Raw genomic sequence first — 17,877 nt, 5'->3', positions numbered from 1 at the left:
TTCAAGCGTTTGGTCAATCAAGCAAGTGCTTGATTGACGATTCGGGGCAGAAGTATGCCCCGGGTCACATTCGGAAGTCAATGCGGGGAGATCCCCCTGATGGAGACCGAGGTCAGTTGCCCCGCAGCAGACGCAGTTCGCGGATCGCTTCCTTGAGCTCGTCGACGTCGCGCTGCAGGTCGGCCAGCTCCGAGACGTTCACCGCATCCACCGCATCCACCGCATCGACGGCGGCCGCGGTGCCCGCAGCCCCCGCCGAGGCCACCGCAGCCCGCTCCGCAACCTCCGACGAGCGGACCGGGCCCGGGGCGGCCTTGGCCGACGCCGAACCGGCGGGCCCGCCGGCGGCGAAGCCGTCGAGGAACACCGCGATCAGGTCGTGGCGCAACCGCTCGGCATCCTGCGCCAGCGAGGCGCGGTTGAATCGCACCGTGGACCACACGGATTCGCGGAGCATGCGATGGAAATGCCGGGGGTCGATGTCGGTGCGGAACTCCCCGGACTCCACGCCGAACGCGATGGCCTCGGCCCAGTAGTTGTGGGCGCGGCGCACCGCGGTGGAGATCGGACTGTCCGCCGGCTGCGACGACAGCGCGCTCTCGTTCTGGTAGATCTCCGTGGCGAACGGGTGGTCGGCGGCGGCCTCGAACGAGACCGCGACCATGTGGTCGAGGCGCTCACGTCCGGTCTCGCCTGGAACCATCGCCGCCTCGTAGCGTTCGTTGAGGTCGTCGACGAACGCGATCACGATCTCGAAGACGATCGCATCCTTGGAGCCGAAGTAGTGGTAGAGGCTGCCGGAGAGGATGCCGACCTCGTCGGCGATGTCCCGTACGGTGGTTCCCGCGACGCCACGCTCGCTGAACAGCTTCGCCGCGTGGAACAGAATCTCTTCCCGTCGGGTCGATGCCACCTGACGTCTCCCCTCTTCGCGGCACGGATGCAGTCTTCATCCGACACCGATCGAACGCTTGCTTGACGCCGGTATGGTACACGGCCGGTCGTATTGCCGAACAGATCCGACCGGCGATGTTAGCTTCTTCCTACCGAGCAGTAACCGAGGGTGGGGTTGGGCGGTCACGATGATCAGCGCAGGTGAGCGGCGGGGACTGGAAGAGCAGCTGACGGGTCGTCGGGTGCTCATCACCGGCGCGGCCCGCGGCATCGGGGCGTCCCTGGCCCGGCGGCTGCACGGGCGCGGCGCCCGCGTCGCACTCCTGGGCCTGGAACCCGAACTCCTCGAACAGGTCGCGACCATGTGCGGCGGGGCGCCGTGGCGGGTCTGCGACGTCCGCGACCGCGAGCAGATGGAGGCGTCCGTCGCCGCGCTCGTCGACGAGCTGGGCGGACTGGACGTCGTCGTCGTCAACGCCGGTGTCGCGGCGCAACTCCCCCTGCTCGGCGGCGATCCCGCCGTCATGGACCGGACCGTCGAGGTCAATCTGCTGGGCGCGTACAACACGGTGCGTGCCGCCGGCCCGCACGTCGCGCATCCCGGCGGGTATGCCCTGTTGGTCGCGTCCGCCGCCGCCGGCGTGCAACTGCCGATGATGGGCGCGTACGCGGCCTCGAAGGCGGCGGTGGAGGCGCTCGGCAACACGCTGCGGATCGAGACGCGACACCTCGGGATGCGGGTCGGCGTCGCGTATCTCGCCGAGATCGACACCGACATGACGGCGATCGGGTTCGGCACCGAGGCCGCCCGCAGCGTCGGACAGCTGGGTCCGTTCACCCGCGTGGTGCCTCTGTCGGTGGCGGTCGACGCGTTCGAGCGCGGCATCGCCGGGCGTCGCCGCCGCGTCTACGCGCCGCGTTGGGTGGCGACGACGATGCGGCTTCGTATGCTCGTCCAGAGATTGATCGAACTGCGCCCCCAGCCGCGGATCGCGCAGGCCCTGGACGTGGCCCGCACCGAGCACGCACGGCTGACCACCGAACTACCGGACCGAGCCGGGGAGGCCGAGTGACCGCATACGACGAGAAGACGGGCAAGAACACCGCACCGCGGGTACCGCCGGGACGGTTCCGGGAACTCGGGCCGGCCAACTGGGCGGTGTGGCGAGTCCTGTCGCTCGGCTCCGGCACGAAGGACGCCAAGCTCTTCAGCACCCTGGGCCGCACCGGCGGGCTGTTCCGCGGCTGGCTGCACTACTCGGGTGTCCTGATGCTGCTGCCCGGCACCAAACTGTCGCGGTTCGAGATCGAGTTGGTGGTGCTGCGCGTCGCACACCTGAGGAAGTCCCGGTACGAGATGGATCACCACATCCGGCTCGGCCGCAAGGCCGGGATCACCCCGCAGATCCTCGACCGCATCCTCGTCGGCCCCACCGACCCGGACTGGTCGCCGCGGTACCGAGCAATGCTCGCGGCCACCGATCAGCTCCTGACCAGCAAGAACCTGGACGAGCCGACCTGGGCGGCGCTGGCCGCGCACCTCGACGACCGCCGGCTCGTCGAGTTCTGTCTGCTCGTGACGCAGTACGACGGCCTGGCCACCACGATCGACGCCCTGCGGATCCAACCAGACTTCTGACCACCCGACCGGTGGCACACTGGTGTCCGTGGACCCTGAGCAACTACGGACCGATTTCTCCCGCTTCATGATGTCGTACCGATTCGGTATCGCTCAGCTGATGACGAGGGTCAAGGTTCTCGAGGACGAGTTCACCCACATCAATCGATACAACCCCATCGAGCACGTCACGTCCCGCGTCAAGACGCCGGAGAGCATCATCCGCAAGGCGCAGCGCATCGAGTGCCCGCTCACCCTCGACGACGTCCGCGCGAACATCCTCGACATCGCGGGGGTGCGGATCACGTGCAGCTTCATCTCCGACACCTACCGGATCGCCGACATGATCACGAGCCAGCCGGACATCGAGGTGCGCGAGGTCGAGGACTACATCGCCAACCCCAAGCCCAACGGCTACAAGAGCCTGCATCTCATCGTCGAGGTGCCGGTGTATCTGAGCGACCGGGTGCAGACGGTTCCGATCGAACTTCAGATCCGGACGATCGCGATGGATTTCTGGGCCAGCCTCGAGCACAAGATCTACTACAAGTTCAACCGCGAGGTGCCGGCCGAACTGCTCGCCGAGCTCACCGAGGCCGCCGAGACCGCGCACCGGCTCGACGTGAAGATGGAACGGCTCAACGACGAGTTCGCCAACCTCCGGGCCCAGCAGGGTGTCGCCGACGAGCCCCCGGAGCTGACCGTGCCGCCACAGTTGCTCGACGCACTCGATCTGCGACTGCAGAACTAGCGTCCGCCCTACGGCAGCGGCCGGACGACTCGACAGGGGTTCCCGGCGGCGAAGACGTGTGCCGGCACGTCCTTGGTCACGACACTCCCGGCGCCGATCACCGTGTTGTCGCCGATCGTCACACCGGGGCACACGATGACACCGCCTCCCATCCAGACGTTGTTGCCGATCGTGATGGGTGCCGCGGTCTCCCAACGCTGTCGACGCGCCTCATGGTCGGCCATCGGGTGCAGCGCGGTCAGGAGCTGCGCGCGGGGACCGATCGAGACGTCGTCGCCGATCGTGATCGGTGCGCAGTCCATCAGAATCGCGTCGTAGTTGAGGAAGCTGTTCGATCCGATGCGGATGTAGGTCCCGTAGTCGCACTGGAACCGCGGCATGATCCACGATCCCTCGCCCAGTCCCCCGAGGAGCTCGTCCAACAGGTCACGACGCACCACGTCGTCGTCCGCCAGGGTCGCGTTGAACCGATCGAGGAGTCGTTGACAGGACTTGCGGCTCTCGACCAGGTCGATGTCGTTGTCCCGGTACAGGTCTCCCCGCAGCATTCGTTCACGCTGTTCGCTCATGGTGGCCGACGGTACCGATCGCGACTGCGACCGGCGGACGAAACTCCCGTCGGGCTCACAGATCCGCGGCCGCGGCAAGCCGCTGACCTCTCGTTGTGATGATTCCGACGATGGTCGCGAACTCGATTGCCGCGGGCCCGCGGACGCCGGTAACGTCGCCCCGTTCGGCCGTGACAGTCGTCCGTGCCCCGATCCGGTAGGAACCGCATGTCCCAAGACGTCCAGGTGACCTCGAGTCCCGACGCACCCCTCAGCAGCAATCCGACTGACAACCCCAATCACGAGCGCCGTTGGCTCGTGCTGTGCATCGTCGCGCTGGCGCAGCTGACCGTCGTCCTCGACGGCACGATCGTCAGCATCGCACTGCCCGACGCCCAGAAGGAACTGGGCATCAGCAACCTCGACCGCCAGTGGGTCGTCACCGGCTACGCGCTCGCGTTCGGCGCGCTGCTGCTCCTGGGCGGACGCATCGCCGACTACTGGGGTCGCAAGCGTTCGTTCATGGTCGGCATGGCCGGCTTCGCGGTGGCGTCGGCCGTCGGCGGTTTCGCGCAGAACGGGATGCAGCTGTTCGCCGCGCGCGCCGGTCAGGGCGTCTTCGCGGCTCTCCTCGCGCCGGCCGCGCTGGCGATCCTCACCACGACGTTCGTCGGGGAGAAGGAACGCGCCAAGGCGTTCGCGGTGTTCGGTGCCATCTCCGGCGGCGGCGCCGCGATCGGCCTGCTGCTCGGCGGCGTGCTCACCCAGTACGTCGACTGGCGCTGGTGCCTGCTGGTGAACGTGCCCGTCGTGCTCTTCGCGATCGCGGTCACGCTGCCGATCGTCAAGGAGACCAAGGCGCACGGCGACACCAGCTACGACCTGCCGGGCACCGTCCTGGTCGCGATCGGCCTGGGCTCGCTGGTGTACGGCTTCACCAAGGCCGAGCACGGCTGGCTCGAGACCCAGACCCTGCTGTTCATCGGCATCGGCCTGGTCGCGCTCGTCGCGTTCGTACTGGTCGAGCGGCGCACCGCGAATCCGCTGCTGCCGCTGAGTGTTCCGTGGCACCGAGACCGCGGCGCCGCGTTCATCGGATCGGCGCTGGTGGGGTCTGCACTCCTCGGCGGCACGCTGTACCTCACGTTCTACCTGCAGATCGTGATGGGTCTGAGCCCGGTGATGGCAGGTGTCGGCTCGCTGCCGATGGCCGTCTTCATCGTCATCGCGTCCACCATTGCGGCTCAGCTCACCACCCGCATCGGCCCCAAGCCGCTGATGACCGTCGGCCCGCTGGTCGCGGCTGTCGGCCTGCTGATGCTCACCCAGATCGAGGTGCACACCTCGTACTGGACCCACGTGTTCCCCGGTCTGGCGATCTTCGGCTTCGGCCTGGGCCTGCTGATGGTGCCGATGCAGAACCTGGCGCTGCTCGGCGTCCCCAACCACGACGCCGGTGCCGCCAGCGCCCTGGCGAACGCGACGCTGCAGGTGGGTGGCGCGCTGGGCACGGCCCTGTTCACCACGGTGTACGCGTCGGCGAAGAGTGCGTTCCAGGCCGACAACCCGGCACCCACTCCGCCGCCCGGCTTCCCGGCCGACGCGATCCCGACGGACCTGTCGAACGCGACGCCGCTCACGCCCGAGCAGATCGCGGCCCTGCCGCAGCCCGCGCAGGACTTCGTCGGCAAGGTGATCGACTGGGTGTTCGGCACCGAGGTGTCGGGCTACGCGCACGCCTTCGGCTGGGCCGCTGTGCTGATCGCGATCATCAGCCCGCTGGTCGTGATCCTGGTGCGCGCCAAGAAGGGCGACCTGCCCACCGAGGGCGCCGTCGGGATGCACTGACCTCCCCGCCCCGAAGCTGAAGGGTCCCTTCACACGCCGCCGGCGCGTGAAGGGACGCTTCAGCCGTTGAGCGGGCGGCTCAGAGCGCCGCGCGCAGCACGGTCTCGAGCGGGGTGGAGGCGCGGCCGATGAGCCGCTGCAGGTCGCCGCCGGTGACATCGAGGACACCGGTCGCGACGCCGGCGTCGGCGTCGGCGAGGACCGCCGCGACGGGTGCGGGCAGCCCGGCCGACTCGAGGATCCCCCGGTACTGCTCCACAGGCAGGTCCCGGTACTCGACGGGCTTGCCGGTGACGTCCGAGATGGCCCGGGCCAGTTCGGGATACGTCAGGTGCTCGTCGCCGCCCAGCTCGTACACCTTGCCGGCCTGGTTCTCGTCGGACGTGAGGACGGCCGCGGCGGCGTCGGCATAGTCGGCACGCGCGGCACCCGCCACCCGGCCGTCTCCCGCGCTGCCGGCGAGGACACCGCGCTCGGCGGTGCCGGCGAGATCGTTGGTGTAGTTCTCCCAGTACCAGCCGTTGCGGAGCAGCACGTGGTTCAGACCCGACTCGGCGAGCAGACGCTCGGTGACCTGATGCTCCTGCGCCAGCTGGAGCGTGTTGTTCGGCGCGTCCGGGATGGAGGTGTACGCGACGAGGCCGACACCGGCGGCCTTCGCCGCGTCGATGATGTTGATGTGTTGAGGCACGCGGCTGCCCACCTCGCTGCCCGAGATCAGCAGCAGCTTGTCGACGCCGGCGAGTGCGGTCTCGAGCGCGGCACGGTCGGCGTAGTCGGCGGTCCGGACCTGCACTCCCTGTCCGGCGAGTTCGGCGGCCTTGGCCGGATTACGGACGACGGCGACGACGTCGGACGCCGGGACGCTGCGGCGCAGAAGGGCGTCGATGGTCAGCCGGCCGAGGTGTCCGGTGGCGCCTGTGACGGCAATGGTCATGAGAACTCCCAGGGTTGAACCTTCAATAATTCGTTCACCCACCATGATGAACTTATTTTTCGTAAGTGCAAGCGTTTACGTCAGCACTGATGTTCGGGCTGGTAGTAACCTCGACGTCGTGAGTACCGCCGACCAGCCCTTCGACGACCCGACCCTCGAGGCCGACGTCTTCGCGCGCGGCTGCCATTCGCGCGGCGCACTGCTCAACGTCACCGGGCGGTGGGGAACGCTCGCGCTGGCCGCGCTCGCGGAGGGTCCGTACCGGTTCGGGGCCCTGCGCCGCCGGGTGGACGGGGTGAGCGAACGGATGCTGGCGCAGACGCTGCAACAGCTCGAGCGCGACGGCCTGGTGCACCGGGAGGTACGCGAAACCATCCCCCCGAACGTCGAATACAGCCTCACCCCCCTGGGCGAGCAGATCGCCGAACGCCTCACCGGCCTCATCGATCTGCTCGAATCGCACTTGCCGGACATCACCGCGGCCCAGAATCGGTACGACGCGCGCTGATTCGACGACACTGAGCTCGAGACCAAGGGGTGGCCGATGCCCAGCCTGACCAGCAGGGCCATGCCGCTGGCGATCGCGCTGCTGGGCCGACGTCGCCCGAGCGCCGACGACATCCGCCGGGAGATCGCGGCGCTGCAGGCCCAGCCGAAGCCGTTCGCGCCCCCGTCGTCGCTGGGACGCACACTCGACGTCGCCGCCTCCACCTCGATGGCGGGCTGGCCGATGTTCACGGTGGCGCCGCGCGGCCGGGCGCCGTCGGCGCGGGTGCTGTATCTGCACGGCGGCGCCTACATCCGGGAGATCACCCGGCACCACTGGAAACTGGTGGGACAGTTGGCGTCCGCGGGTGCGTCGGTGACGGTGCCGATCTACCCGCTCGCGCCGCGGGGGACAGCGGAGCACGTGGTGTCGGCGTCGGCGGACCTGGCCGAACTGCTCGCGGCGCGGGGCGAGCCGGTGATCGTGGCCGGCGACTCGGCGGGCGGCGGACTCGCGTTGGCGGTGGCCCTCGCGCTGCGCGACCGCGGCGTGGATTTCCCCGCCCACACCGCGCTGATCTCCCCGTGGCTCGACGCCACCGGCGCCCACCCGGAGATCCTCGAGGTGGCGCCGCGGGACCCGTGGCTGCATCCGAGCGGGCTCACCGTTGCCGCCGACGCCTACCGCGGCGACCTCGACCGCGAGCATCCGTGGGTGAGCCCGCTGGGCGGGGACCTCACCGGGCTCGGCCCGATCACGCTGTTCACCGGCACCCGCGACATCCTCAACGTCGACGCGCGACGCTTCGCCCCGCTCGCTGCGAGCGCCGGGCTGTCACTGGACTTCCACGAGGAGCCGGAGATGATCCACGTCTACCCGCTGCTCCCGATCCCGGAGGGCAAGAAAGCCCGCACAATCCTGTGCGGGCTTCTCGCGGACTAGCTTCTGCGGCGGGTGAACCGTCAGAAGTTGATCATGTGGCCGGCGAGGCCGTGGATGGCCTCCTGCAGCGCCTCGCTGAGCGTGGGGTGCGTGTGCACGTTGCGCGCGAGCTCGTTGACCGTGAGGTCCCACTTCTGGGCCAGGGTCAGCTCGGGCAGCAGCTCGGAGACGTCGGGGCCGATGAGGTGGCCGCCGAGCAGCTCGCCGTACTTCTTGTCGGCGATCAGCTTGACGAAGCCGTTGGGATCGGCCAGGCCGTGCGCCTTGCCGTTCGCGGTGAACGGGAAGGTGGCGACCTTGACGTCGTAGCCCTCGGCCTTGGCCTGCGCCTCGGTGAGACCGAAACTGGCGACCTGCGGCTGGCAGAACGTGGCGCGCGGCATCATCCGGTAGTCGCCCAGCTCCATCGTCTCGGCGTTGCCGATGGTCTCGGCGGCGACGACGCCCTGCGCCTCGGCGACGTGCGCGAGCTGCAGCTTGGCGGTGACGTCACCGATGGCGTAGACGCCGGGGACGTTGGTGCGCATGCGCTCGTCGATCGCGATGGCACCGCGCTCGAGCTGGACGCCGGTGTTCTCGAGGCCGAAGCCCTCGATCTGCGGGGCGAAGCCGATGGCCTGCAGTACCTTGTCGACGACGACGGTCTCGACCTGGTCGCTGCCGTTCTTGGCCATGGTGACGGTGACGCCGGCGGCGCCGTTGTCGGTGATCGTCTGGACCCCGGTGGAGGTCTTGATGTCGATCCCGTACTTCTTGTAGCGCTTGGCGATCTCCTTGGAGACGTCCTCGTCCTCGTTGGGCAGGGCCCGGTCGAGGAACTCGACGATGGTCACCTTGACGCCGTAGTTGTGCAGGACGTAGGCGAACTCCATGCCGATGGCGCCGGCACCGACGATGAGGATCGAGCCCGGCAGGTCCTTGGTGAGGATCTGCTCTTCGTAGGTGACGACGTTCTCGCTGAGCGAGGTGCCCGGCAGCAGCCGGGTCTTGGTGCCGGTGGCGATGATGACGTTGTCGAAGGTGACGGCGTCGGTGGACCCGTCGGCCTTGCTCACCACGATGGTCTTGGCGTCGGTGAAGCTGCCGCGACCCTCGTACTCGGTGATCTTGTTCTTCTTCATCAGGAAGTGAACGCCCTTGACGCGGCCGTCCGCGACCTGGCGGCTGCGGTCGAACGCAGCGCCGAAGTCGAAGGTCACGTCTCCCGAGATGCCGAAGGTCTTGGCATCGTTATGGAAGATGTGTGCCAGCTCCGCGTTGCGGAGGAGCGCCTTGGACGGGATGCAGCCCACGTTCAGGCAGACACCGCCCCAGTACTTCTCTTCGATGATGGCGGTCTTGAGGCCCAGTTGTGCCGCGCGGATAGCAGCGACGTACCCACCGGGACCGGCTCCGAGGACAACGACGTCATAGTGTGAGGTCACGAGGCCCTAGCCTAGTCCCGCCCCGAATCCGTGTCCCGGAATGGTGCTTACTCCGAAGTAAGTTCACAATCTGCAGGGATGACCCCGAACACACCTGCGACCCCAGCCGCCGGTGGCGACTGGGGTCGAAGATGCGAATGCTCAGCTGAACGAGATAGCGCTCCCGAGGTCCCCGATCGTGCTTCCGCCGAAGACACTGCCCCGGCTGAGGCTGAGGAGAACGTCGAGCAGGCCCGACATGGAACCCGTTGCCGCCCCGGCCAGCGAGCCGAGGTCGATTGCGTCCAGATTCATTGCAGTCGCCTTTCCTACTACTTCGTGTTCCGGATCAGGAGAGCTCGGTGACCGAACCGAAGTTGACGACGTTGCCGATGACACCGATCAGGGCGGCGATGATTGCATCGAGGTTCATTGTGTTTCCTTACTTTCGTGGTGGATTTGTGACAGGTGAGACGAACTAGCTGATCTCGGTGACGCTACCGAAGTTGATCAGGTTTCCGATCACGCCGATGAGAGCGGCGATGATGGCGTCAGCGTTCATTGCACTGCCTTTCGAGGGAGTTTGGTCGTGCGGTGTTATTGCCATGTGATCTTGTTCAGCCCGGGCTGGGACTTCGCCGGCTCCGGAGGACCCCGCTACCCCGGACGTTCGAACTCCCAAGACAACCCGCCCATTGCGACTCCGTCGGTGGCGCGGCCGTGGTGTGCCGCCCCTCCTGGCGTCTGGCCGGGAAGACGATCGCTTTTATTCGACCGTGATCGAAAGATAAACTAGGAGGCATCGTTCTGTACGCGTTTTCGTTACCTCATCTGGTCAGCCGTCCAGGATGTCTGAAAATTCACCCCCCACGGTCACCCCCCGGGCGTGCCAGGTCCAGGACGTCCGCCAGCTGCGGTCACGTCGTAATCCGACCAGCTCCGAGCCGCCGTCCGACCCGCCACCGGTCCACCGACAAGGCCGGTGGCAGGCACTTCGGGAGCGACCGCTCGTCGTCGCGCAGAGCACGTCGCAGTACCGATCACAATGGACCCATGACGCACTCCCCCTCCACGCCCGAGCCGGCCGACGACCCCAACCTGTGGCTCGAGGACGTCACCGGCGACGACGCACTCTCGTGGGTCCGCGAACACAACGACAAGACCGTCGCCGAATTCTCCGGCACCACCGAATTCGAGCAACTCGAATCAAACATTCGATCAATTCTCGACACCGATGCGCGCATTCCGTATTCCCGCCGACGCGGCGAGTACCTCTACAACTTCTGGCGCGACGCCGAACACGTCCGTGGCCTGTGGCGCCGCACGACGATGGACCGATACCGCAGCGACACAACGGAATGGGAGATCCTCGTCGATGTCGACGAACTCGCCGAGCGAGAGGGTGAGAACTGGGTGTGGTCCGGTGCGCAGGTGCTGCGGCCCGAACAGAACCTGGCACTGATCAGTCTGTCCCGCGGCGGCGCCGACGCCGTCGTCGTCCGCGAATTCGACCTCACCACCCTCGCCTTCGACACCGCCGACGGATTCCGGGTGGAGGAGGCCAAGACCGACATCGGGTGGATCGACGCCGAGCGCGTCTACGTCGGAACCGACTTCGGTGACGGAACCCTCACCGATTCCGGCTACCCCCGCCTCGCGAAGCGGTGGCACCGCGGCACCCCCCTGGCCGACGCCGTCACGATCTTCGAGGGTGAGCAGTCCGACGTCGCGGTCTCCGCGTGGCACGACAGCACGCCGGGATTCGAGCGCAGCTTCGTCGAGCGGGCGATCGACTTCTACACGTCGCAGCGCTTCCAGGTGCGCGGCGACGACACCCTCGTCCGCATCGACACCCCCGAGGACGCGCGGATCTCGGCGTACCGGGAGTGGCTGCTGATCCGTACCCGCTCCGAGTGGACCGTCGGCGATGTCACCTACCCGGCCGGCGCACTACTGGCCGCGAAGTACGACGACTATCTCGCCGGCTCGCGTGAGCTCACCACGCTGTTCCTGCCCGACGACCACACGTCGCTCGAGCAGTACGCATGGACGCGGCACCACCTGCTGATGGTGACGCTCTCCGACGTCCAGTCGCACGTGTACGTGCTCACCCCGGGCGAGAGCGGTTGGGTGAACACCCCGCTCGAAGGTCTCCCGGAGCTCACGTCCACTGAGATCATCGACACCGACCCGCGCGAGAGTGACGACTTCTTCCTCAACTCCAGCGGCTATCTCACCCCCGCCACCCTGTTCTCCGGCACCGTCGGCGGCCCGCTCGAGGCCCTCAAGTCGGCGCCCGCGTTCTTCGACCCCACCGGACTGACTGTCGCGCAGCACTTCGCCGAGTCCGCCGACGGCACCCGCATCCCCTACTTCGTGGTGCGCCGCGACGGGACGCCCGCCGGACCGACACTGCTGTACGGCTACGGCGGCTTCGAGAACTCCATGACACCCGGCTACAGCGGCATCAACGGCACCGCGTGGCTCCAGCGCGGTGGGACATACGTGGTCGCGAACATTCGCGGCGGCGGCGAGTACGGACCGCAGTGGCACACCCAGGCGGTGCGCGACGGCCGGCACAAGGTGCACGAGGACTTCGCCGCGGTGGCCCGCGACCTCGTCGCTCGGGGCATCACCACCGCCGACCGGCTCGGCGCGCAGGGCGGCAGCAACGGCGGACTACTGATGGGCATCATGCTCACCAAGTACCCGGAGCTGTTCGGCGCCATCGTCTGCCAGGTGCCGTTGCTGGACATGAAGCGCTACCACCTGCTGCTCGCGGGCGCGTCGTGGATGGCCGAGTACGGCGACCCCGACAACCCGGACGACTGGGCCTTCATCTCCGACTACTCGCCGTACCAGAACACCGACGCCGACCGGTCGTACCCGCCGATCCTCATCGCCACCTCCACCCGCGACGACCGCGTCCATCCCGGGCACGCCCGCAAGATGACGGCCCGACTCGAGGCGGAGGGCCACGACGTCCACTACTACGAGAACATCGAGGGCGGACACGGCGGCGCCGCCGACAACGCGCAGGCCGCATTCAAGTCGGCCCTCACGTACACGTTCCTGTGGGACAGGCTTGCCCGATGACCTCCGAACGTTTCCCTTCCTCGGCTACCATGCGCCCGGAATCGAACAACCGGAAGTGAGCTGCCACATGAGATCCGACGCGATCACCCGCCCGTCGCTGCGGCAACTGGGAGCAGGGGCCCTCGTCACCGCTACGGTCGTGGGCGCACTGCTGGGCGTCGCGCCGACTGCGACGGCCGGAGGCATTCCGAATCCGGCTGCGGCGCAGACAGATCCAGCGTCCGCCGATCGGTCCGACGGCGCCTACATCACCCGCATCGAGAACATCACCGATCGCTGGGTGCGGGTGTTCGTGTACTCCCCGGCGATGCAGTCCGAGCAGGAGGTGCAGGTGCTGTTGCCCCGCGATACCTCCGCGTCCCGGCCCACCCTGTACATGCTCGACGGACGGTCCGCCGCACCCGGAACGAGCAACTGGACCACACAGGGCAACGCGGTCGAGTTCTTCGAGGACAAGCCGGTGAACGTCGTCCTGACCACCGGCGGCCGCGCCAGCTACTTCACCGACTGGGACCGGCCCGACCCCGCCCTCGGCAACTACAAGTGGGAGACGTTCCTGACCGAGGAACTTCCCCCACTGATCGACGATCGGTTCGACGGCAACGGCATCCAGTCCATCGCCGGACTGTCGATGGGTGCGCAGTCCGCGATGATGCTCGCGATGCGGTCGCCCGGCCTGTACCGCGGAGTGGCCGCCTACAGCGGTTGCTACGAGACCACCGGTGATCTCGGCCAGACCCAGATGAGGCTCGTCGTCTCCAGCTACGGCGGCGACATCACGAACATGTGGGGCCCGTTCACCGATCCGAAGTGGGCCGAGCACGACGTCGTCATCAATGCCGAGAAGCTGCGTGGCACCACGATGTACGTCTCGACGGCCACCGGGCTGCCCGGCCCCAACGAGAACCTGGGCAACCCCGACCTGATCCCGCTCGTCACACAGGGCGGACCGATCGAGGCGGTCACCAACTTCTGTACCCACCAACTCGACGACCGGCTGCGCTCCCTCGGGATCCCGGCCGCCTTCGTCTACAACCCGGTGGGAGTCCACACCTGGGCGTACTGGCGCGACGAACTACCCAAGTCGTGGCCGACGCTCGCGGCCTCGCTCGGGGTCTGAGCCGCCGCGACACTCCGAACACGAAGAAGGCGGCGACGGTGCGTATGCACCGTCGCCGCCTTCTCGACGTTCGAGAGCGAAACTCAGGCGCTGAGCGAGCTGAGCGAGGCGGTGTCGAGCGAGCCGGAGGCGCCGGTGCCAGAGGAGCTGGCCGTGCCGAGCGAGTTCAGAGCCTTCACGATCGAGGTGACGGCATTGAGGACGGTGAGGATCTCAGTCGAGCCCATGGAAAACTCCCTGCGGTTCTTGTGGTGTGGCGCCCCCGGAGCGAAAGCGCTGCGGTCAATATAACGGTCGGGACACGGCAACAGCACCACATTGACACATACCCGGGATGAAATATGAGGGTGAAATCAAGAGTGATCCCGAATCCACCGCGCGATCCGCTCGGAAGTGCTGTCCGGCGTCCGAATCCACCCGTTATGTCCCAGTTCTTCCGGCTGGTGCCAGGTCGTGACGTCGGAGCCGGACAGTTTGTCCAACAGGTTCTTCGAGGAACTGCGCGGCGCCAGTTCGTCACCCTCGATCGAAATGGACAGCACCGGCAGCTTCAATCGTCCGATACGTTCCTCGTAGTCGATATCCGACCCCGACGGTTCGATTCGTCCGGTGCGCGCGAAGCGTGACCAGTCCGAGATCAGCACCCGCGACTGCCGCCCGAACCCGCCGACGTCCAAGCGGTCGCCGGGCCAGAACCCGGCCACGCTCGCGGTGAGGGACATGGCCGTCGACCCCAGCAGCACACCCGGCGACCGGGTTCCGGGAAATCCCCGATAGTAGGGCGAACCGGACGCCACGAGGATCAGCCCGCCGAGGCGTCCCCGTATCCGCGCCGCATACATCACCCCGAGCTGCCCGCCCATGCTGTGGCCCAACAGGAACGGCGTGCTCTCGTCGAACCGCTCGCGCACCACCTCGAACATCGCCGGCAGATCGACCGCCACCAATTCCTGGTAACCGAACGTGCTCGACGCGCTCGGCCGCGGCCGACTGTCGCCCTGACCCCGCAGCTCGCACGTCGCGGCGCAGAAGCCCTGCTCCACCAGAGAATTCGCAAACCGGTCGTAGAACGCGCCGGGAATGCCGAGACCCGGCACGATCACCACCACCGGCGCGCCCTCCGGTCCGGGAAACAGCCGCACCGGCGTCGTCGTCCCGTCGGGCATCTGGATCGGCACGGTCTCCGCCACGAGTCCGAGCCTATGCCCCCTCGGCCCGCGGGGCCCGGCAAACGGATCTCCCGCGGGTCCGGCCCGCGAACGACCGCGCGCTGGCATCCTGACGAGATGACCGGGTTTCGGTTTTCGCACAACGTCTTCGGCATCGCTTCACGGGACGAGTTCGTGGCCACGTGCCGGCGCGCCGAGCACAACGGCTACGACGCCATCTTCGCCGCGGACCATCTGGGGGCGCCGTCACCGTTCCCGCTCCTGGTCGCCGCCGCTGCCGCCACCGACCGGCTCCGGGTGGGCACCCTCGTGCTCAATGTCGGCTTCTGGAATCCCACGTTGCTCGCACGCGAGATCGCGACCACCGACATCCTCACCGGTGGCCGGCTCGAGGTGGGGCTCGGGGCCGGGCACATGAAGTGGGAGTTCGACGAGGCCGGCATCGCGTGGGAGCCGTTCGGAGTCCGCACCGAACGGCTGGCCGGCACGGTCGAGGAACTGCGTCGCCGGTTCCGGTCCGACGGCTTCGAGCAGCAGGCCGCGATGCGGGCGAACTTCGGCATGCCCGTGCTGCGGCCCGTGCAGCGCCGCGGATTCGACGGCTCCGGGCCACCGCTGATCGTCGGAGGTACCGGCGATCGTGTCTTGCGCCTGGCGGCGCAGCAGGCCGACGTCGTCGGGGTCGCCGGGGCCTTCCAGATCGCCGGGCAACCACCCGGCACGTTCCGGATCGCGACCGCCGCCGAGACCGACGAGCGCGTCCGCTACGCGCGTGGATGCGCCGGCGACCGGGCTGCCCGGATCGAATGGCAGATCCTGGTGCAGGCGGTGATCGAGACCGACGACCGGGCCTCGGCCGCAGCCGAACTCGCCCGGAGGTTCGGTGACGTCATGGCGGTGGAGGACATCCTCGAGACGCCGTTCGTCCTGCTGGGGACCGTCGACGAGATGGCCCGGCAGGTCGCGGCGAACCGCGACCGCTACGGCTTCACCCACTTCACCGTCCACGAACCCCACGCCGACACGTTCGCACCGGTCATCGCCGCGATCCGGGCCCACCGGGGGTGACCCCGAGAGCAAAGATCAGGGTGCAGATCCGGGGGAATCCCGATGGTTTCCGGCGCCTGCGCGAACCAGACTCGATGTCATGACCTACAGCGACTCGCCCCGACAGTTCGTCCGTTCCAGCAGCCAGCGCATGCTCTCCGGCGTGTGCGGCGGCGTTGCCGAGTACTTCGGCATCGACGTCAACCTCGTCCGCGTTGCCGCCGTCGTCGGCGCGTTCATCTCGTTCGGCACCGTCGCCCTGATCTACCTCGCGGCGTGGATGCTCATGCCGAGCGAGTGATCGAGAAATGCGAGAAGCCCGGGACACCGTGAAGGTGTCCCGGGCCTCTTCGTCTTACCTGAGCTCAGGCTTTCCGATCGTCAGATCAGAAGTCCATGCCGCCCATGCCACCGGTCGGGTCGCCCATGGGAGCAGCGGCCTTCTCCGGCTTGTCGGCGACGACAGCCTCGGTGGTCAGGAACAGAGCCGCGATCGACGCAGCGTTCTGCAGCGCCGAGCGGGTGACCTTGACCGGGTCGTTGATGCCCGCAGCGAGCAGGTCCTCGTACTCACCGGTGGCGGCGTTCAGGCCGCTGCCGGCGGGCAGGTTGCGGACCTTCTCCGCGACGACGCCGGGCTCGAGGCCGGCGTTGAACGCGATCTGCTTGAGCGGAGCCTCGAGGGCAACCTTGACGATGTTGGCACCGGTGGCCTCGTCGCCCTCCAGCTTCAGGTCGTCCAGGACCGGAGCGGACTGCAGCAGAGCCACGCCACCACCGGCGACGATGCCCTCCTCGACAGCAGCCTTCGCGTTGCGGACGGCGTCCTCGATGCGGTGCTTGCGCTCCTTGAGCTCGACCTCGGTCGCAGCGCCGGCCTTGATGACTGCAACGCCACCGGCCAGCTTGGCCAGGCGCTCCTGCAGCTTCTCGCGGTCGTAATCCGAATCCGACGCCTCGATCTCGGCGCGGATCTGGTTGACGCGACCGGCGATGGCGTCGGCGTCGCCGGCACCCTCGACGATGGTGGTCTCGTCCTTGGTGACGACGACCTTGCGGGCGCGGCCCAGCAGCTCGATGCCGGCGGTCTCCAGGGACAGGCCGACCTCTTCGCTGACGACCTCGCCACCGGTGAGGATGGCGATGTCGGCGAGCTGCGCCTTGCGGCGGTCACCGAAGCCCGGAGCCTTGACGGCGACGGACTTGAAGGTGCCACGGATCTTGTTGACGACCAGGGTCGACAGGGCCTCGCCCTCGACGTCCTCGGCGATGATCAGCAGCGGCTTACCGGCCTGGATGACCTTCTCCAGCAGCGGCAGCAGGTCCTTGACCGTGGAGATCTTGGAGCTGACCAGCAGGATGTACGGATCCTCGAGGACCGCTTCCTGACGCTCGGCGTCGGTCGCGAAGTACAGCGAGATGTAGCCCTTGTCGAAGCGCATACCCTCGGTGAGCTCGAGCTGCAGGCCGAAGGAGTTGGACTCCTCGACCGTGATGACGCCTTCCTTGCCGACCTTGTCCATGGCCTCGGCGATGAGCTCACCGATGGTGGAGTCGCCAGCCGAGATACCGGCGGTGGCAGCGATCTGCTCCTTGGTCTCGACCTCCTTGGCGGTGTCGAGCAGCTTGGCGGTGACGGCCTCGACGGCCTTCTCGATGCCGCGCTTCAGACCCAGCGGGTTGGCGCCGGCAGCGACGTTGCGCAGACCCTCACGGACGAGCGCCTGAGCGAGGACGGTGGCGGTGGTGGTGCCGTCGCCAGCGACGTCGTCGGTCTTCTTGGCGACCTCCTTGACCAGCTCGGCGCCGATCTTCTCGTAGGGGTCCTCGAGCTCGATCTCCTTGGCGATGGAAACACCGTCGTTGGTGATCGTGGGGGCGCCCCACTTCTTCTCGAGCACGACGTTGCGACCCTTGGGTCCCAGCGTCACCTTGACGGCGTCAGCGAGGCTGTTCAGGCCACGCTCGAGGCCGCGACGTGCCTCTTCGTCGAACGCGATGATCTTGGCCATTGCGA

Annotated in this window: 18 protein-coding genes; 10 read left to right on the top strand and 8 right to left on the bottom strand. The window is 67.7% G+C overall.

Going from position 1 to position 17,877, the window contains the following annotated elements; genetic code table 11:
• Window positions 1–112 precede the first annotated feature (112 nt).
• Complete coding sequence (locus DEU38_RS02810) at window positions 113–913, bottom strand: TetR/AcrR family transcriptional regulator (RefSeq protein WP_114718629.1); 801 nt, start codon at window positions 911–913, stop codon at window positions 113–115.
• A gap of 169 nt (window positions 914–1,082) precedes the next feature.
• Here DEU38_RS02810 and DEU38_RS02805 point away from each other — a divergent pair, with 169 nt between their 5' ends.
• The 3 genes from DEU38_RS02805 to DEU38_RS02795 are packed head-to-tail and all read left to right on the top strand — an operon-like array spanning window position 1,083 to window position 3,263.
• Window positions 1,083–1,967, top strand: coding sequence for an SDR family NAD(P)-dependent oxidoreductase (locus DEU38_RS02805; RefSeq protein WP_114718628.1), 885 nt, complete (start codon window positions 1,083–1,085; stop codon window positions 1,965–1,967).
• A complete protein-coding gene (locus DEU38_RS02800; protein ID WP_114718627.1) occupies window positions 1,964–2,533 on the top strand; it encodes a carboxymuconolactone decarboxylase family protein in 570 nt (189 codons plus the stop codon). The genes DEU38_RS02805 and DEU38_RS02800 overlap by 4 nt, the downstream gene beginning before the upstream one ends.
• Before the next feature lie 28 nt (window positions 2,534–2,561).
• On the top strand, window positions 2,562–3,263 hold the full coding sequence (locus DEU38_RS02795; protein WP_114718953.1) for a GTP pyrophosphokinase family protein: 702 nt from the start codon (window positions 2,562–2,564) through the stop codon (window positions 3,261–3,263).
• Between the two features lie 8 nt (window positions 3,264–3,271).
• Here the strand turns inward: DEU38_RS02795 and DEU38_RS02790 are convergent, their stop codons facing one another.
• Window positions 3,272–3,832 carry a sugar O-acetyltransferase gene (locus tag DEU38_RS02790; protein ID WP_114718626.1) on the bottom strand — a complete coding sequence of 187 codons (561 nt, stop codon included), beginning with the start codon at window positions 3,830–3,832 and terminating at the stop codon, window positions 3,272–3,274.
• A 207-nt stretch (window positions 3,833–4,039) separates the two neighbouring features.
• Here DEU38_RS02790 and DEU38_RS02785 point away from each other — a divergent pair, with 207 nt between their 5' ends.
• Complete coding sequence (locus DEU38_RS02785) at window positions 4,040–5,659, top strand: MFS transporter (protein WP_114718625.1); 1,620 nt, start codon at window positions 4,040–4,042, stop codon at window positions 5,657–5,659.
• A 79-nt stretch (window positions 5,660–5,738) separates the two neighbouring features.
• Here the strand turns inward: DEU38_RS02785 and DEU38_RS02780 are convergent, their stop codons facing one another.
• Window positions 5,739–6,596 carry an SDR family oxidoreductase gene (locus tag DEU38_RS02780; RefSeq protein ID WP_114718624.1) on the bottom strand — a complete coding sequence of 286 codons (858 nt, stop codon included), beginning with the start codon at window positions 6,594–6,596 and terminating at the stop codon, window positions 5,739–5,741.
• A 118-nt stretch (window positions 6,597–6,714) separates the two neighbouring features.
• Between DEU38_RS02780 and DEU38_RS02775 the strand changes: the two genes are divergently transcribed.
• Both DEU38_RS02775 and DEU38_RS02770 read left to right on the top strand, forming a co-directional pair.
• Complete coding sequence (locus DEU38_RS02775) at window positions 6,715–7,104, top strand: helix-turn-helix domain-containing protein (protein WP_114718623.1); 390 nt, start codon at window positions 6,715–6,717, stop codon at window positions 7,102–7,104.
• A 36-nt stretch (window positions 7,105–7,140) separates the two neighbouring features.
• Entirely contained in the window at window positions 7,141–8,025 is an 885-nt protein-coding gene (locus DEU38_RS02770; protein WP_114718622.1) for an alpha/beta hydrolase fold domain-containing protein, read from the top strand.
• A gap of 20 nt (window positions 8,026–8,045) precedes the next feature.
• Here DEU38_RS02770 and lpdA read toward each other — a convergent pair whose 3' ends face one another.
• Together lpdA and DEU38_RS28255 are read right to left on the bottom strand one after the other, a co-directional pair.
• Window positions 8,046–9,449: a dihydrolipoyl dehydrogenase gene (gene lpdA, locus DEU38_RS02765; protein ID WP_114718621.1), complete on the bottom strand. Its 1,404-nt coding sequence runs from the start codon at window positions 9,447–9,449 to the stop codon at window positions 8,046–8,048.
• Between the two features lie 141 nt (window positions 9,450–9,590).
• A complete protein-coding gene (locus DEU38_RS28255; protein WP_174912764.1) occupies window positions 9,591–9,743 on the bottom strand; it encodes a hypothetical protein in 153 nt (50 codons plus the stop codon).
• A 738-nt stretch (window positions 9,744–10,481) separates the two neighbouring features.
• Between DEU38_RS28255 and DEU38_RS02760 the strand changes: the two genes are divergently transcribed.
• A complete protein-coding gene (locus DEU38_RS02760) occupies window positions 10,482–12,524 on the top strand; it encodes a prolyl oligopeptidase family protein (protein ID WP_114718620.1) in 2,043 nt (680 codons plus the stop codon).
• A 67-nt stretch (window positions 12,525–12,591) separates the two neighbouring features.
• Window positions 12,592–13,644, top strand: coding sequence for an alpha/beta hydrolase family protein (locus DEU38_RS02755; protein WP_114718619.1), 1,053 nt, complete (start codon window positions 12,592–12,594; stop codon window positions 13,642–13,644).
• Between the two features lie 83 nt (window positions 13,645–13,727).
• Here the strand turns inward: DEU38_RS02755 and DEU38_RS28250 are convergent, their stop codons facing one another.
• Entirely contained in the window at window positions 13,728–13,871 is a 144-nt protein-coding gene (locus DEU38_RS28250; protein WP_174912773.1) for a hypothetical protein, read from the bottom strand.
• Window positions 13,872–13,997: 126 nt separating this feature from the next.
• Window positions 13,998–14,810, bottom strand: a complete 813-nt coding sequence (locus tag DEU38_RS02750; protein ID WP_114718952.1) for an alpha/beta fold hydrolase — start codon at window positions 14,808–14,810, stop codon at window positions 13,998–14,000.
• Between the two features lie 120 nt (window positions 14,811–14,930).
• On the opposite strand from DEU38_RS02750, the gene DEU38_RS02745 reads away from it, so the two are divergent.
• Both DEU38_RS02745 and DEU38_RS02740 read left to right on the top strand, forming a co-directional pair.
• Complete coding sequence (locus tag DEU38_RS02745; RefSeq protein ID WP_114718618.1) at window positions 14,931–15,881, top strand: LLM class F420-dependent oxidoreductase; 951 nt, start codon at window positions 14,931–14,933, stop codon at window positions 15,879–15,881.
• A gap of 79 nt (window positions 15,882–15,960) precedes the next feature.
• Window positions 15,961–16,161, top strand: a complete 201-nt coding sequence (locus tag DEU38_RS02740; RefSeq protein WP_114718617.1) for a PspC domain-containing protein — start codon at window positions 15,961–15,963, stop codon at window positions 16,159–16,161.
• 85 nt (window positions 16,162–16,246) lie between these two features.
• Here DEU38_RS02740 and groL read toward each other — a convergent pair whose 3' ends face one another.
• On the bottom strand, window positions 16,247–17,872 hold the full coding sequence (groL, locus tag DEU38_RS02735; RefSeq protein ID WP_114718616.1) for a chaperonin GroEL: 1,626 nt from the start codon (window positions 17,870–17,872) through the stop codon (window positions 16,247–16,249).
• Window positions 17,873–17,877: the final 5 nt, after the last annotated feature.

Source organism: Rhodococcus sp. AG1013 (genome assembly GCF_003350365.1).
In the GTDB taxonomy this organism is placed as follows: Bacteria; Actinomycetota; Actinomycetes; order Mycobacteriales; family Mycobacteriaceae; genus Prescottella.
Note: the sequence above shows the minus strand (reverse complement) of the source record. Positions and strands in the feature narration are given on the sequence as shown.

Coding starts and splice junctions, on each gene's coding strand:
- DEU38_RS02780 (WP_114718624.1), bottom strand. CDS start 6,596: ATGACCATTGCCGTCACAGGCGCCACCGGACACCTCGGCCGGCTGACC.
- DEU38_RS02740 (WP_114718617.1), top strand. CDS start 15,961: ATGACCTACAGCGACTCGCCCCGACAGTTCGTCCGTTCCAGCAGCCAG.
- DEU38_RS28250 (WP_174912773.1), bottom strand. CDS start 13,871: ATGGGCTCGACTGAGATCCTCACCGTCCTCAATGCCGTCACCTCGATC.
- DEU38_RS02805 (WP_114718628.1), top strand. CDS start 1,083: ATGATCAGCGCAGGTGAGCGGCGGGGACTGGAAGAGCAGCTGACGGGT.
- groL (WP_114718616.1), bottom strand. CDS start 17,872: ATGGCCAAGATCATCGCGTTCGACGAAGAGGCACGTCGCGGCCTCGAG.
- DEU38_RS02750 (WP_114718952.1), bottom strand. CDS start 14,810: ATGCCCGACGGGACGACGACGCCGGTGCGGCTGTTTCCCGGACCGGAG.
- DEU38_RS02770 (WP_114718622.1), top strand. CDS start 7,141: ATGCCCAGCCTGACCAGCAGGGCCATGCCGCTGGCGATCGCGCTGCTG.
- DEU38_RS02755 (WP_114718619.1), top strand. CDS start 12,592: ATGAGATCCGACGCGATCACCCGCCCGTCGCTGCGGCAACTGGGAGCA.
- DEU38_RS28255 (WP_174912764.1), bottom strand. CDS start 9,743: ATGAATCTGGACGCAATCGACCTCGGCTCGCTGGCCGGGGCGGCAACG.
- DEU38_RS02790 (WP_114718626.1), bottom strand. CDS start 3,832: ATGAGCGAACAGCGTGAACGAATGCTGCGGGGAGACCTGTACCGGGAC.
- DEU38_RS02760 (WP_114718620.1), top strand. CDS start 10,482: ATGACGCACTCCCCCTCCACGCCCGAGCCGGCCGACGACCCCAACCTG.
- DEU38_RS02785 (WP_114718625.1), top strand. CDS start 4,040: ATGTCCCAAGACGTCCAGGTGACCTCGAGTCCCGACGCACCCCTCAGC.
- DEU38_RS02745 (WP_114718618.1), top strand. CDS start 14,931: ATGACCGGGTTTCGGTTTTCGCACAACGTCTTCGGCATCGCTTCACGG.